General features: G+C 61.0%; 16 protein-coding genes. 13 read left to right on the plus strand and 3 right to left on the minus strand.

Annotated features, from left to right (window positions below):
* The first annotated feature begins 614 nt into the window (after nt 1–614).
* A complete protein-coding gene (locus ACZRKZ_RS27355; protein ID WP_077563831.1) occupies nt 615–1,565 on the plus strand; it encodes a DNA-binding protein in 951 nt (316 codons plus the stop codon).
* A 158-nt stretch (nt 1,566–1,723) separates the two neighbouring features.
* Here ACZRKZ_RS27355 and ACZRKZ_RS27360 read toward each other — a convergent pair whose 3' ends face one another.
* From ACZRKZ_RS27360 to ACZRKZ_RS27370, 3 genes are read right to left on the minus strand one after another with little or no spacing between them, the layout of a single operon-like run.
* Nucleotides 1,724–2,092 (minus strand): hypothetical protein, encoded by a 369-nt coding sequence (locus ACZRKZ_RS27360; protein ID WP_077563829.1) that lies wholly within the window; start codon nt 2,090–2,092, stop codon nt 1,724–1,726.
* 11 nt (nt 2,093–2,103) lie between these two features.
* On the minus strand, nt 2,104–4,629 hold the full coding sequence (locus tag ACZRKZ_RS27365; RefSeq protein WP_463983188.1) for a type IV secretory system conjugative DNA transfer family protein: 2,526 nt from the start codon (nt 4,627–4,629) through the stop codon (nt 2,104–2,106).
* Nucleotides 4,630–4,662: 33 nt separating this feature from the next.
* Nucleotides 4,663–4,974: a mobilization protein gene (locus ACZRKZ_RS27370; protein ID WP_169957275.1), complete on the minus strand. Its 312-nt coding sequence runs from the start codon at nt 4,972–4,974 to the stop codon at nt 4,663–4,665.
* Between the two features lie 203 nt (nt 4,975–5,177).
* Here ACZRKZ_RS27370 and mobQ point away from each other — a divergent pair, with 203 nt between their 5' ends.
* From mobQ to ACZRKZ_RS27430, 12 genes are all read left to right on the plus strand, one after another.
* Nucleotides 5,178–7,184 (plus strand): MobQ family relaxase, encoded by a 2,007-nt coding sequence (mobQ, locus tag ACZRKZ_RS27375; protein WP_463983189.1) that lies wholly within the window; start codon nt 5,178–5,180, stop codon nt 7,182–7,184.
* 66 nt (nt 7,185–7,250) lie between these two features.
* The gene (locus ACZRKZ_RS27380; RefSeq protein ID WP_069897752.1) at nt 7,251–7,472 is read left to right on the plus strand and encodes a hypothetical protein; all 222 of its coding nucleotides are present in this window, start codon (nt 7,251–7,253) and stop codon (nt 7,470–7,472) included.
* 433 nt (nt 7,473–7,905) lie between these two features.
* Nucleotides 7,906–8,364: a trypsin-like peptidase domain-containing protein gene (locus ACZRKZ_RS27385; protein WP_463983190.1), complete on the plus strand. Its 459-nt coding sequence runs from the start codon at nt 7,906–7,908 to the stop codon at nt 8,362–8,364.
* A complete protein-coding gene (locus tag ACZRKZ_RS27390; protein WP_252607707.1) occupies nt 8,288–8,557 on the plus strand; it encodes a type II toxin-antitoxin system RelB/DinJ family antitoxin in 270 nt (89 codons plus the stop codon). Before ACZRKZ_RS27385 ends, ACZRKZ_RS27390 begins: the two co-directional genes overlap by 77 nt.
* Nucleotides 8,544–8,837: a type II toxin-antitoxin system YafQ family toxin gene (locus ACZRKZ_RS27395; RefSeq protein WP_457432754.1), complete on the plus strand. Its 294-nt coding sequence runs from the start codon at nt 8,544–8,546 to the stop codon at nt 8,835–8,837. Before ACZRKZ_RS27390 ends, ACZRKZ_RS27395 begins: the two co-directional genes overlap by 14 nt.
* Nucleotides 8,795–9,112 (plus strand): DMT family transporter, encoded by a 318-nt coding sequence (locus ACZRKZ_RS27400; RefSeq protein WP_075806982.1) that lies wholly within the window; start codon nt 8,795–8,797, stop codon nt 9,110–9,112. The genes ACZRKZ_RS27395 and ACZRKZ_RS27400 overlap by 43 nt, the downstream gene beginning before the upstream one ends.
* Before the next feature lie 304 nt (nt 9,113–9,416).
* Nucleotides 9,417–9,983 carry a recombinase family protein gene (locus ACZRKZ_RS27405; protein ID WP_252607706.1) on the plus strand — a complete coding sequence of 189 codons (567 nt, stop codon included), beginning with the start codon at nt 9,417–9,419 and terminating at the stop codon, nt 9,981–9,983.
* A gap of 248 nt (nt 9,984–10,231) precedes the next feature.
* Nucleotides 10,232–10,795 (plus strand): recombinase family protein, encoded by a 564-nt coding sequence (locus ACZRKZ_RS27410; RefSeq protein ID WP_102821708.1) that lies wholly within the window; start codon nt 10,232–10,234, stop codon nt 10,793–10,795.
* A complete protein-coding gene (locus ACZRKZ_RS27415) occupies nt 10,792–11,058 on the plus strand; it encodes a hypothetical protein (protein ID WP_455233665.1) in 267 nt (88 codons plus the stop codon). Before ACZRKZ_RS27410 ends, ACZRKZ_RS27415 begins: the two co-directional genes overlap by 4 nt.
* Nucleotides 11,059–11,133: 75 nt before the next feature.
* The gene (gene parA, locus ACZRKZ_RS27420; RefSeq protein WP_077563837.1) at nt 11,134–11,763 is read left to right on the plus strand and encodes a ParA family partition ATPase; all 630 of its coding nucleotides are present in this window, start codon (nt 11,134–11,136) and stop codon (nt 11,761–11,763) included.
* A gap of 20 nt (nt 11,764–11,783) precedes the next feature.
* Nucleotides 11,784–11,999, plus strand: coding sequence for a chromosome partitioning protein ParB (locus tag ACZRKZ_RS27425; RefSeq protein WP_077563835.1), 216 nt, complete (start codon nt 11,784–11,786; stop codon nt 11,997–11,999).
* 55 nt (nt 12,000–12,054) lie between these two features.
* The gene (locus ACZRKZ_RS27430) at nt 12,055–13,119 is read left to right on the plus strand and encodes a replication initiator protein A (protein ID WP_077563833.1); all 1,065 of its coding nucleotides are present in this window, start codon (nt 12,055–12,057) and stop codon (nt 13,117–13,119) included.
* The last annotated feature ends 392 nt before the right edge of the window (nt 13,120–13,511 follow it).

Here is a 13,511-nt window from a genome sequence, read left to right on the forward strand (position 1 = left end):
CCGCCGTTAGCGCCCTATGGGCGCGCCTGCCCTTCGGTCGCTTCGCTCCCTTCGCCCCGCCGCTTCGCGTCGGCCTGTCGCGGGCTGCGCCCGCTCAAAAATGCCTGGCCTACGGCCAGCGACGTTTACCAAGGGCGCGGCAAGCCGCGCCGGCGTCAACCCAACCACCTCGGACTGAACCAAACCTATGCGCCGCCTGAAGGCTCGCTAAGGGTTGGACAGTATGGATCGAGGCGATCCGACCGCCTGTGCTCATCCTGGACGACTGCCGCCGCCTGCAAGGCCGTAAGGGTTGAACGCCAAAGAGGGGCGGGAGCGCTGCAACCGGAGCAGCGCCAGAGCTTCCAGAATCGCCCACACAACGCGGAAGCGGTCAGTCTGGGGGCAAGCCTACCTTGGCACCAGAAACGCGCCCAGGAGGCCGATTTTGGCCGCTGCAACTGTCCAGCCTTGGCCGGGCCTCGCCGGGCCGAGTGGGGCGGCCTTCGACCAGGGCGGGCCGGCGACCGTCCGTCGGTCATGGAGAATAACCGCCATAATAATAAGAAGAATAATAATCTTATTATTATTCTTATGGTATGATATGGGTACACACACAGGAAGGAGTCGCTGCAATGTCCACCGCCATCCCCGCAGACGTGCGCGAGCGCGTCATTCAGGCTGCCCAAGAGCTGTACGAGCAGAGCGGGGGCGAGACGATGCCCACCGTTGATGCGGTGCGCCGTCTGGCCCGTGTCGATATGAACTCAGCCAGTGCCGTGATGCGCGAATGGCGCCGCTCGCAGACCGCCCAGGCCGCGCCGGTTGCTGTCACCGTCCCCGAGGCCGTCACCCAGGCGCACAGCGCCGCGCTTGCCTCGCTCTGGCAGACCGCCCAGGAGCTGGCCAACGAATCGTTGCGTGCCGCCCAGGCTGCATGGGAAACCGAGCGGGCCGAGGCCGACCACGACCGCCAGGAGCTGGCCGACGCTTACGAACGGCAGGCCGCCGAGCTGGAGGAAGTGCGCGCCGCCGCTGCACGATCTGCCGAGCTGCACCAGGAGCAGCAGGACTCACGCGCCCAGGAACTGGCCGCCCTGCGCGCCGAGCTGGCCACCGCCACCACCCGCGCCGAGCGTGCCGAGGCCCGCGCCCAGGAGATCGAGCAGCGCGCCGCCGACCTGCGCGCCGCCCTCGACCATGCCCACCAGGAGCAGGAGCGCAGCCGCGCCGAGCTGGCCACAGCGAATGCCCGCGCCGAGCGTGCCGAGGCCGCCACCCAGGCCGCAGAGCAACGCGCCGCTGCACTGGCTGCCGAGCTGGCCGCAGCGAATGCCCGCAGCGATGAACGCGCCCAGGAAGCCGAGCAGCGCATGACTGCCCAGCGCATCGAGGCCGACGCCGCCCAGGGCGAACTACGCACCGCGCTGACCACCGCCCAGGCCCGCGCCGCCGAGGCCCGCGAGGAAGCCGCCCGGCTGGCCGGCCAGCTCCAGGCGCATCAGGAACAGGCCGCCGCGTTGCTGGCCCGCATCAACCCGGTCGAAGGCAAGGCCGCGAGCACCAGGAAGAAAGGCGGGGAGTGAGGCCCGGTCCCTCAAGTGTCAATGAAACCTCTTCCACCGTAGCCGGAGGCAGGAGCCTGGCAGGCTGGACGCGGAAAGGCCCGCACTTGGCGGGCCTTTCATTGACACTTGAGGGACGCGACACTTTAGCCGATAAACTCATTTGAGTTTTTGCAGTTCTACTCTTTTGCTTTTCCCTTCCGCCGACGCCAGGCGGCCAGGTCGATGACTTCGGCCGTCCGCTGTGTGGCTGACTGGATCGGGGCCGGCGGCTGATGTTTTGGCCGGAACAGTTCAACCAGGAACGCCCACACGAACACAAACGGGATCAGCGGTAGCACAGCCAGGAAACCCAGCGCCCGGAGCAGGGCAAACCAAGCCCGCCGGAGGCTGGCGGGCAGCTTACGCAGCAGATCGAGGGCGAACCCCCCGACCAGCCAGATCGGCGCAGCCATGACCATGACGGCAGCCACCAGGGCAGGCCCGAGGCGACGACCGAACCAGACGCCGGCAACAGTCGCCAACAGTACCCCGATGACCATCATCATGCCGGCGGCCCTTAGCTGTGGTACGGGTTGGGGTCGGCCATGCCCACATACTCAGCATCCACCAGGTAGTTGAGCCTGGCGAGCTGATACGGGTATTCACCTTTGACCAGGACAATCGGACGTTCCGGGCCGAGGCGCATCACCTCGTCAGGCGTGAGCAGGTGACGGCCGGTGAACTGTTGCGAGCTGCCTGCACTCTTGCCCCTGTTCATCGACCCGCCACCGCCAGAAATCCCGCTGCCGCTGTTCTTGCCCTCGTTTTGTGTCTCGTATTCGATGGTGGCCTGACCCAGTGAATCGCTGATGTACTTCGCCGTATCGTAGTCATCGGTGCCATAGAACGACTTGGCCGAGTTGGCCAGGAAGGTCTGCCACTTCGGATACACACCCTTGAGCTGCGAAAGATCCTGGATGAAGACCCAAAACGACAGGCCATAGCCGCGCAGCAGGCTTACAGCGTCCTCGATGGCCTTCATGTACCCGAGCTGGCCGAACTCATCGAGCAGGAACGCGACGCGATGTTCCGGCTGCTTGGCAGATGACGTGATGGCCGCAATCACCGAGCCGATGAAGCCGCGCACGAAGCGAGCATTCGGGCCGATCTTGTTGGCCGGCAGAACCAGGTAGACGGTCATCAGCTCGTCTTTGATGTTCGACAGATCGAAGTCCGAACGCGAGAGGGTGGCGGCGATCCGTGGGTCATCCAGGAAGGCGGTGTGACGGCGAGCGGTGGACAACACAGAACCACGCTCTTTGTCGGCCATGCCCATGATGGTATTTGCTGCCCTGGAGGGAATGCCGAACGCCACGCTTTCATCGGCGGCCATGTCCGCCATCATTTCCAGGAACGTCATTTCGTCGGCCGTCAGCAGCCGGCGCAGCTCACCCAGGTTGCGGCGCTCTGGATCGTCCAGGCCAGCGACATGCAGCATCAACCCTTGCAGCAGGGTCTTGGCCGATTCCTCGAAATGCTCACCGCCGCCCTTGGCGTCAACAATCACCAGGCAGTCAGCCAACACAGCCGATTCGCTTACGCACTCCGGGTCGGCCACGTCCAGGCGATCCAGGAGGTTGAAAGCGTGCGTTTCGCCCTTGGTCACGCCGAAGGGATCAACCACATAGACGGAATGGCCGAGCGCACGGCGAGCGCGAGCAGTAACGGCCGCGTTTTCGCCCTTCACGTCCAGGACAAGGGACGAACCCCGGTACTCCAGAAGATGGGGGATCACTGCACCGATACCCTTGCCCGATCCAGTCGGTGCAACAGTCACCACATGGCCCACATGGCGGAACCGCTGATCGACGCCGGCAGGCGTATCGAGCACCCGAGCCAAGGCGAAGCCTGCCGGCTGACCAACGGGCAGCAGATGGCCATTCTCGCGCATTTCCGCAGGAGTGCCCCAGCGGGCCGAACCGTGGGTAGCGACCGGCGCGGCCATCTGCGCGACAACACCAGCAGATGCCGAGACTGGCGCACCGCCTAGGCCGGCGCGGAGGTTTTCAAGAGTCCCGCCAATGGTTAGAAGGCGCTGGGCGGTCGGTGTATTTGCACCCGCCCGAGCAGCCAACCAGCCAAAAACCTGGCCGGCGAAATGGTAGGTAGCAAAAGTTCCAGCCAGCGCGGCGGCAATCATGAGCCACTGGGGCAGGAAAGGGAGGAACACAAAAGCACCTGCCATCGCAGTTCCCGGAACCATGAATGCCAACCCGGCAGCAGCGGCAGCAGTAACCGGGTTGAGTTTACGTTTCATGCCCCAGTAAGAGCCGGCGAACGTCACTACCAGGAGCATGAGCAGCCACGGTTTCCAGACAGTCAACACGCGCTCCAGGAACCCCGAGAAATAACCGTCAACCGTGCGACCTTCGAGGCGATCACGGCGAGCCGTACCGGCTGCTTGGCGTTGCGCCACAGTTTCGACTTTCACTGCATCACCAGCGGCCCGGCTAAGCCCGGCCACGAACTCAGCACCGCGCCCGCTGGCTTGGTTCAGGATCGACGCTGCTAGCGTGGCTGCTTTTGATTCCTGGCCAGGTGTTTGGCTCGCCTCGGTGATCTTGGCTAGTGCGTCATCGAACGATGCCGGCGCAGACATGCCGACATTCTGGAAAAAGAAACTCAGGTCTTGCCCGAACAAAGAGCGGACAGCCGCCGCGCCTTGCGCGTTGGGTGTGTCAGTTGCCGCCCGCTGCATTTCCAGAAGCGGCCCCTTTGCCTCAGTAAATGCCGCTTGGAATGCGCCCCAGTTTCCTGCGCTGGCCGCTGTACTGATTTTCTCTCTGGCGTTATCCAGTGCTGCCAATTTGGCAGCCCAAGAATCAAAAACGGCGTTTTCAGCATCGCAGCGCATAGTTTCGCGTGCGATGGCCTTTGCCTTTTCCTGCGGATCATTGATGAAAGCCCCTGCGTCCGAACTAGGCACGCACTTGTTAAACGTGGCAGCCGAGACGGGCGGGGCCATAGAAATGATAAACGTGCCAAATAGGACAGCCACGATGCTGGCCCAAAGCCGTTCTAGATACCAATTAATGTCAGTCATAAATCACCTCTGTGCAGGTTGATAAAAACAGCGTTACGGCTGGTTGCCGCCACCCGTATCGCTGGGTGCTTCGCTGGCCTGTTCTTGATTCAAAGCTGGTAGATCAAACAGCTCGCGGTCGCGGTCTGCTTTCAGCTCAGAATTGAGCAGGTCTTGAAGCTGATTCATATGCCACTCACCGCGCTTAACCTTGGCGAGCACTGCGCCTCCAATAAGGATTTTGCGGCGAGCATCTTTCTTGCGTTCTGCTTCGCTCTCCCTTTGTTTCAGCGCCTGAATCTGTGCCTTTAGCTGTGCCTCCTTTTCTAGCAGTTCAGCCAATTTGTCCTTAGTACGCTTTGCCATTGTGGCTCCTCCTTTTATGAGGCTTGAATACTAGCGCTGATGGTGGTACAAGGCAACCCGAAGCAAAGCGAAGGGCGCACTTATGCAAACTTCGTTTGCGCGCGGTCAGGGCTACGCCCTAACAACCCCTACTGGCCTGCGGCCCTCCGCGTTGCCAAAATCGGCAACTTGGAAAAGCAGAGCGGCTTTTTAGCCGCTAAAAAATGAGGCATCGAGTGGCAATTTTTCACCTTAGCGTTAAGACAATAAGCCGCAGTGCTGGCCGGTCGGCCACTGCGGCTATTGCCTATCGTTCAGGTGAAAGAGTCATGGACGAACGGACGGGCCTTGTCCATGACTACACTCGCCGTAGCGGTGTTGAACACACCGAAATTTTCCTGCCGGAAAATGCGCCAGAGTGGGCCTCAAACCGTGAACAACTTTGGAACGCGGCCGAGCTGGCAGAGAAGCGCAAGAACTCGACCGTTGCCCGTGAATTTGAAGTGGCGTTGCCGGCAGAACTGAACCGCGAGCAGCGCTTAGAACTGGTGCGCGAATTTTCCCGCGATCTGGTGCAGCGTCATGGCATGGCTGTTGATGTTGCGATCCATGATCCGGGAAAGGATGGCGATCACCGGAATCATCACGCACACATCCTTTGCAGCACCCGCCGTCTGACTCCAGAAGGCTTCAATGACAAGACCCGCGAACTGGACGACCAGAAAAGCGGGGAGGTCGCCAACTGGCGGGAACACTGGGCACAACTGTCGAACCGGCATCTTGAGAATGCGGGCCGCCAGGAGCGAATCGACCACCGTAGCTTAGAGGCGCAAAGGGCCACTGCTATCGAGCGCGGCGACACTGAGCAAGCCGCCAAACTTGAGCGCCTGCCGACCGTGCATTTAGGCCCGAAAGTGGTGCAGATGGAGAAGCGAGGCATTCAGACGGAGCGTGGCGACATAGGGCGCGATATTGCCCAGCGTAATGCGCAGATCATCAATCTGGCCGAGGTGCGTCAGCGCATCGAGGCGGCGAGGGAAGCTTATGAGCGAAACAATGGAGATGGACGAGATAGAACGTCTGATCGGGTCACTGGACGAGACGTTACCAGAGCAGACACAGAGCGATCTGGAAGAGCCGCCGATAAGTCCGACATTAGCCGCCCTGGAACCGTCCCGCCGCCCTTCGCCCGAGGTCGTTTGCGGAACCTGTCCGAACTCGGTGTGGTTCGCTTCCCCGAACGAGGTGAAGTGCTATTGCCGCGTGATGTTTCTAGTGACCTGGAGCACAAGCGAGCAGAACCAAATCACGCAGTGCGACGGGATGACAATGGGCTGACTGTCGAGAAGCCAGCGACGCCCCGAGAGCTAATGCAGCGTGAGCTAAACGCCGACTTGTTGCGTCGGGCTGTGGCCGACCGCGAACCCGTCAAAGCGGCCAACGACCCAAGTCCGGAAGTCATCAAGCGCGAATGGCAAAACGAGAAGGCGCGGCAATTCACCCTGATAGTGAATCGGGCCAAGGTTCTGCACACCCAGACAACGGGCCAGATTGAACGCCAGGAAGGGAAGTTGCAGGCCATCGACCAGCAGCGGCCTGCCGAACCGAGCGGCCTTCTTGCCAGCTTCAAGAAAGCCGCTCACGACCAGGCGCTGACTGCCTGGCGCGGTGTCCGGTCTGGCTTAGAACGGCGCTGGACGCAACTCAACAAGCGCCTAAATCTGATTGGCGATTACATGCGTAAGGCTGGCCCCTATGAGCAGCCCACTCGGGGCGAACTGCTGGCCGAGAAGAAGGCCGCCCAGGTACGCCCGGAGCTGGCCACTAACTTCCAGCAGGTTATCGAAAAAGAGAAGGCCGCCCGCATTGCTGAGCACCGGGCGAAGATCGAGCAACGCCGTCAAGGCAAACACCAGGAGCGAGACATGAAGCAGGAGAGCATCGAGGAGTTGAAGCAACGTACTGACGTGAACCGCGAGAAGGCCGAGCAGACCGAGCGCCTCAACTTGGAAAAGGCCGGCCGTCAGGCAGGTTTCCAGGAGCAAAACGCGGAGCAGAAGTATGAGGAAAACCAGATCGGCAAGCAGCAGGCTGATGCACTGGCGAAAGAGCTAAACGCCGGCACGGACAAAGGCGATCAGACCAAGGAGGCGAAGAAGCGAGAGCTGTTGAAGCGCTTCCAGGAGAAGGCGGAGCGCGACCGCGACAACGATAGAGGCCGAGGCCGCTAGAGCGGTGCCCGGTCGGCGGCAACCGACCGGGCACCTAATCACAAACCACCTGCACAGAGGTGAGTCATGACTGACAACAATTTTACCGACGGCACCCACCGCGACCTAACGAAATATCGAATTACCGTCACTGCCGCTCTCGTCGGCCTTGCCCTGGCCGGCTGGATGATCCAAGCCGCCTATAGCCAACACGTCCAGGTCTTAAACATTGGCGACCAGACCGGCGAACGCCTGCAAATGCGTGACCTCATCGAGCACCAGGAGGGCGCACAGCATGAAAAGCGTTAAGGCCCTGCGCCGTACTGCTTTAGCGGCCTACGTCGCGGCCGGCATAGCCCTTCCCCTGGCCGGCTACGCCCTGGCAACCACTCAGGCCAACGTCAACGCTGTGGCGGCCGCACAGAAGCGCCTCAGTGATGCAGAGTGGCGCGATCACCTAACCGATGACCGGCAGACCAGCGCTGCTAGTGCTGCCGGCAACTTGTTGGAGCTGGATTCCCGGCCCTACTCCCCCGCTGTGGATTGGTCGGCCGTGGCCGAGCGAGTCATGCCGTCAGTGGTTATGGTTTCAGTGATCGAGCAGGCTAGAGGTGATGGCAGTAGTAACCGCGCCTGGCTCATCCCTGGCGTACAAACCAACCAGGCCACGACCTGGCTGAACAGGTATCGAGCATGGCGGCAGGACTGGGCCGAGTTTGACCAGGAGCGCGAATGGATAACGATGGGGGCAGGTTTCCTAGTTGGTGACGGCCACCAGGTAGCAACCGCTGGCCATGTCCTCAGTGGAGCCGAGGACGTGCGAGTGAAGCTGTCCAGCGGCGAATGGCGTGCCGCTCATGTGGTTGGTGTTGATCTCGTCCAGGACGTGGCTGTATTGCGTATCACTGGTCAGCCGGTGTCATTTTCAGAAGACGACTGCACCAGTTCACGGGGCGGGCCGCCCGGTGTGCAGCCGACTTCTGAACGGGCCGTGTTAGCAGTCCTATGCACGAAGTGCCGCAAGGGGCCGGAATTGCTCAGAAATCCCCTGCACGATGCGGCCTTGGCGTGTAGTCGCATTGTGACTACGATATGGGTATCTGAACCGTTCCCGGAGAATTGCCATGAGCACCACTGCCGACACCTACGTCCGCGCCCGCATCGACACCAACACCAAGGAGCGCGCCGCCACCGCGCTTGAAGCAATGGGCCTGTCAATTTCCGACGCCATCCGCCTGCTGATGCTGCGCATCGCCGACGAACATCGCCTGCCCTTCGATGTGAAGGTGCCCAATGCCACCACCAAGAAGGCCATTGCCGAGCTGGAAGCGGGCAAGGGCAAGAAGTTCACCAGCGTGGACGATCTGATGGCGGATTTGCATGCGGACGATTGACCGTTCCTCCGCGTTCAAACGCGATTACAAGCGCGAGGCCAAGGGCCTGCACCGCGCCACGCTTGATGACGCGCTCAAGCCGGTACTGGTCGCGCTGGCGAGCGATCAGCCCCTCGATGCGCGCTACCGCGATCACGACCTTTCCGGCGATTGGGCGGGCTACCGTGAATGCCACATCAAGCCCGATCTGCTAATGTTAGCGCTTACCGTTTCCACACCAGCAGAAGGAGGAATGCCATGGCTTGGGTTTATTTGCTTCTCGCAGGAGCTTTTGAAATAGGCTGGCCTGTCGGTCTCAAAATGGCGCAAGAAGCTGAAACAAGAGTCACCGGCATCATTGTTGCCGTGGCCTTTATGGCGATTAGCGGGTTTCTCTTATGGCTTGCGCAAAAAGAGATCCCGATTGGCACCTCTTATGCAATTTGGACGGGCATCGGTGCTGCGGGTACGTTCGTTGTTGGCGTTCTTTTTTATGGTGATCCAAGCAGCATCGGGCGCTACTTTGGCGTCGCACTAATCGTTGCAGGTGTTGCAACCCTTAAACTCTCCCACTAAAACCGTCTATGTTGTTCCAGCGCGCTAACCCGGCGCTCAACCTCGCTCCTTTCAGTCGCTGGACGCTGCGCGATAAAGCCGCGCAGCGCCGGTTAGCTCTACGATCTACCGCAAGTCCGATTCCGACACCCTGCGCTTGGCGCGGCTTGGCTCGCACAGCGAGCTTTTCGGCTGACGCCAGCCGCCGCCTTGTCCCTCAAACGACCGTTAGCCGGTCAACCCCAATTCTGTCCGACAACCTCTTTCCGAATGGCTTATCGGACACTAAGATAGCCGGACGGAAGAACGGACAAAGGGGTGGTTGATGGCACTGATCGGCTATGCGCGGGTTTCGACGGTAGAGCAGGACACAGCCTTGCAGGTGGATGCGCTGCGCAAGGCAGGCTGCGAGCGGATTTTTGAGGACACGGCATCTGGGGCCAAGACCGACCGGCCTGGCCTAGCCGATGCGCTGGCCTATCTGCGGGACGGGGATGTGCTGGCCGTCTGGCGCTTGGATCGGCTCGGGCGCTCGTTGCCGCATCTGATCGAGACCATCGGCGCACTGGAAGCGCGGGGCGTCGGGTTCCGGTCGTTGACGGAAGCCATTGACACCACCACGCCAGGCGGTCGGCTCATCTTCCACGTGTTCGGCGCGCTGGGCCAGTTCGAGCGCGATCTGATCCGCGAGCGCACCAGGGCCGGGTTGACTGCTGCGGCGGCCAGAGGGCGCAAGGGCGGCAGAAAGCCGGTGGTCACCGCCGAGAAGTTGCAGCGGGCGCGGGAGCACATCGCCAACGGGCTGAATGTCCGGGAGGTCGCTACACGGCTCAAGGTGAGCAAGACGGCCCTATATGCCGCGCTGCAATCTACCAGTGCAGCCGACTCCTGATATTTCGTGCTACCGCCTTCTGAAAGCGACAAAAGCGGCCGCTATGCCTACGCTTGAGCTGTCGCGGTTTATTGTCGCGTGTCGCATATAATCCAAGACATGATTTGCGACACGACTAGGAGGATGCCTTGAGCACGAAATCACTGATGGATGCCATCGGCCGAGAGAAGGCACAGACGCTGATGGACGAAGCTGTATTCCAGGCCATTGACGAAAACCGAGCGCACGGCCTCGGCAATTCCAAGCTGATGCTTGGCTATGCCAGGGTGAGCACGGACGACCAGGACCTAACCAACCAACGCGCCGAGCTGCGCACCGCTGGCTGTATCAAGATTTTTGCCGAGAAGATCACCGGCACCCGGCGCGACCGGCCGGAGCTGGCCCGCCTGCTCGATCACCTGCGCCCCGGTGACGTTGTAACCGTGACCAGGCTCGACCGCCTGGCCAGGAGCACCCGCGACCTGCTGGACATTGCCGAACGCATCCAGGCAACCGGAGCTGGCCTGCGCAGCCTGGCCGAGCCGTGGGCCGACACCACGACCCCAGCCGGCCGCATGGTGCTGACCGTGTTCGCCGGCATTGCCGAGTTCGAGCGATCCCTAATCATCGACCGCACCAGGAGCGGCCGAGAAGCGGCCAAGGCGCGAGGCGTGAAGTTTGGCCCCCGCCCTACTCTCTCTCTGGCGCAGATCGAGCACGCCCGCGAGCTGATCGACCTGGAAGGACGCCCCGTAAAGGAGGTGGCTGACCTGCTAGGTGTTCACCGTTCAACCCTATACCGCGCACTTGAGAAGAAGGAGACGACCCAATGACCACCCACCACGAAGAACCGGCTTTCCTGGACGACGAAGGCCCGTCCAACGACCTTCCTGCGTTCATCTCCACCACTAACGCCCGCGAGCTGTACGGACTGCGCGAGGGCGAGACAGTGGCCGAAGCCATCACCCGCCACCAGGGCGAAGGGTCAGAGGTTCGCCGGCTGACGCCTGACGAGCTGGCCGAGCTGCGGCGAGACATGGCCGAGTCATCGGCCTGGGTGCGTGCCGAGTTGGCCCGGCGAAGTGTACGCAAATAAGCAAAAACTTCTTTACTCATTTGTATTTTGATTTATGATGCTTTGAGTAAATAAACAAAAGCGCAAGGAGCACACATGCAAGTCATCGCTGTTTTGAACCAGAAAGGCGGGTCGGGAAAAACGACCATTGCCACCCACCTTGCCCGCGCCCTGCAACTGGACGGTGCCGATGTTCTGCTGGTTGATTCTGACCCGCAGGGCAGCGCCCGCGACTGGGCTGCCGTGCGCGAGGATCAACCGCTGACCGTGGTTGGTATCGACCGGCCAACCATTGACCGGGACTTGAAGAACGTCGCCCGTAAAGACTTTGTGGTTATCGACGGTGCTCCCCAGGCAGCAGACCTGGCGGTGTCGGCCATCAAGGCGGCTGACTTCGTTCTGATCCCGGTGCAGCCCAGCCCCTACGACATTTGGGCGACCGCTGACCTGGTGGAGTTGGTCAAGCAGCGCATCGAGGTCACGGACGGCCGCCTACAGGCCGCCTTTGTGGTGTCGCGTGCCATCAAGGGTACCAAGATCGGCGCGGAAGTTGCCGAGGCGCTGGCCGGCTACGGCCTGCCTGTCCTGGAGTCGCGCATTACCCAGCGCGTGATTTACCCGGGCACCGCGGCCAGCGGCACGACCGTCATGGACACCGAGCCGGCCGGCGATGCCGCCGCCGAAGTCCACGCCCTGGCTATGGAACTGAAACAAAAACTTGTTTGAGCTTTTGAGGATTAACGCAAATGAGCAAAACCGGAACCTTGAGTGCAGGACGCCCGAGCGCGACCAGGAACAAAGCCGCCACCCTCGCTAGCCTGGCCGATGAGGCCAGCTTGAAACGGGTCAATTTTCAGCTTTCTGCCGGCCTACACACAAAGTTGAAGGTCTATGCCGCGAGCCACGGCAAGACAATTACCGAGATTCTGACTGATTACGTCGAGCAACTACCGGAGGCGTAAAGGAGTAAAGGCGCTTTTACTCAGTTACGTTTTAGCAGCTAAAGGAGAATAGCCCATGACCAAACGCACCAACGGCCCGCAGCCCATTGGCAGTGTTATCGGGGATGACCTGATAGACCGGGTTGAGAAGATGCGCGAGCGCAGCAACCAGCGCCGCATCGAGGACGAGGCCCGCCCCGGTGAGTCATGGGCAGATGCTGCTGCCAGGTTGCGCAAGCAGCAGGCCGAGACAACCCGCTCGAATATCCGCAAGCCGCCGGCCGCCGACTGCCAGCCGGATTTTTTCGTGCCGACACTCTATGACGTGGGTGCCCGCGACAGCCGCAGCATCATGGACGTGGCCGTGTTCCGCCTGTCCAAGCGTGACAAGCGAGCCGGCGAGGTCATCCACTACGAGCTGACAGACGGCTATGTCGAAGTGAAAGCTGGCCCGGATGGCATGGCCAGCGTGTGGGATTACGACCTGGTACTGATGATGGTTTCGCACATGACCGAGGCCATGAACCGCTATCGGGAAGGGAAGGGCGAGAAGCCTGGCCGCGTCTATCGCCCACACATAAGCGACATTCTCAAGTTCTGCCGCCGTGGCGATGGAGGCCGCCAGGCCGAAGAAGTGGAAGGGGCGCTAGACCGGCTCAAGGGCACAACCATCAAGAACGTGCGCGAGCGGCCATCCCCTAACGGGCAGCGCATCATGCGCGAGGTTGAAGCGGAAGGGCTGATCAGTAGTTACAAAGTCGTGTCTCGCACGGACAACGGCAAGATTGCGGCCGTCGAGATCGAGGCTCCGAGGTGGTTGCACCAGGAAATCACCGAAGGCAAGCGCCCCGAGGTTCTGACGGTACACCCCGATTACTTCTTGATCGAACCTGGCATTGGCCGATTCATCTACCGGCAAGCCCGCCGAGCGGCCGGCAAGAATCAAGCCGTATGGGCGTTCCAGACACTCTACGAGCGCAGCGGCAGCGCCGGGACGCTCAAAAAATTTACCTTCACGCTGCGCAAGCTGATCGAGGCCAACGACCTGCCCGAATATCACCTGGAGGAAGATCAGGGCCAGAATGGCCCGCTCCTAGTAATGACGAATCGCACCTGGCTGACAACAGATGGCGGTTCCTAATAGACGGGGCCGCCGCCCAAAGCACTAGGACAAAATGTCCTAAACCATGTTTTGTCGCGTATTCCCTCCCAGGCTGTGGATAGCCCGTCTATTAGGAACCGAGTTCCGTCTATTAGGAACCGAATCCCGTCTATTAGGAACCGAATCCCGTCTATTAGGAACCGGCCACATCCGTAAGACTTTGATTTCAAAGGATAAAAAGCCGTTTTTTCCTCCTAAATCTTTTAAATCTTTTAAATCTTCTTAAAACCTCTCAGCCTGTGGGCAACTCGCAGCCCTGCAAGCAACATCAGCCGCCGTTAGCGCCCTATGGGCGCGCCTGCCCTTCGGTCGCTTCGCTCCCTTCGCCCCGCCGCTTCGCGTCGGCCTGTCGCGGGCTGCGCCCGCTCAAA

The organism is Pseudomonas sp. c313 (genome assembly GCF_055407145.1).

Bases quoted from the DNA above. Each gene is read 5' to 3' on its own strand.
- ACZRKZ_RS27355 (WP_077563831.1), top strand. From the start codon at position 615: ATGTCCACCGCCATCCCCGCAGACGTGCGCGAGCGCGTCATTCAGGCT.
- ACZRKZ_RS27360 (WP_077563829.1), bottom strand. From the start codon at position 2,092: ATGATGATGGTCATCGGGGTACTGTTGGCGACTGTTGCCGGCGTCTGG.
- ACZRKZ_RS27365 (WP_463983188.1), bottom strand. From the start codon at position 4,629: ATGACTGACATTAATTGGTATCTAGAACGGCTTTGGGCCAGCATCGTG.
- ACZRKZ_RS27370 (WP_169957275.1), bottom strand. From the start codon at position 4,974: ATGGCAAAGCGTACTAAGGACAAATTGGCTGAACTGCTAGAAAAGGAG.
- mobQ (WP_463983189.1), top strand. From the start codon at position 5,178: ATGAGGCATCGAGTGGCAATTTTTCACCTTAGCGTTAAGACAATAAGC.
- ACZRKZ_RS27380 (WP_069897752.1), top strand. From the start codon at position 7,251: ATGACTGACAACAATTTTACCGACGGCACCCACCGCGACCTAACGAAA.
- ACZRKZ_RS27385 (WP_463983190.1), top strand. From the start codon at position 7,906: ATGGGGGCAGGTTTCCTAGTTGGTGACGGCCACCAGGTAGCAACCGCT.
- ACZRKZ_RS27390 (WP_252607707.1), top strand. From the start codon at position 8,288: ATGAGCACCACTGCCGACACCTACGTCCGCGCCCGCATCGACACCAAC.
- ACZRKZ_RS27395 (WP_457432754.1), top strand. From the start codon at position 8,544: ATGCGGACGATTGACCGTTCCTCCGCGTTCAAACGCGATTACAAGCGC.
- ACZRKZ_RS27400 (WP_075806982.1), top strand. From the start codon at position 8,795: ATGGCTTGGGTTTATTTGCTTCTCGCAGGAGCTTTTGAAATAGGCTGG.
- ACZRKZ_RS27405 (WP_252607706.1), top strand. From the start codon at position 9,417: ATGGCACTGATCGGCTATGCGCGGGTTTCGACGGTAGAGCAGGACACA.
- ACZRKZ_RS27410 (WP_102821708.1), top strand. From the start codon at position 10,232: ATGCTTGGCTATGCCAGGGTGAGCACGGACGACCAGGACCTAACCAAC.
- ACZRKZ_RS27415 (WP_455233665.1), top strand. From the start codon at position 10,792: ATGACCACCCACCACGAAGAACCGGCTTTCCTGGACGACGAAGGCCCG.
- parA (WP_077563837.1), top strand. From the start codon at position 11,134: ATGCAAGTCATCGCTGTTTTGAACCAGAAAGGCGGGTCGGGAAAAACG.
- ACZRKZ_RS27425 (WP_077563835.1), top strand. From the start codon at position 11,784: ATGAGCAAAACCGGAACCTTGAGTGCAGGACGCCCGAGCGCGACCAGG.
- ACZRKZ_RS27430 (WP_077563833.1), top strand. From the start codon at position 12,055: ATGACCAAACGCACCAACGGCCCGCAGCCCATTGGCAGTGTTATCGGG.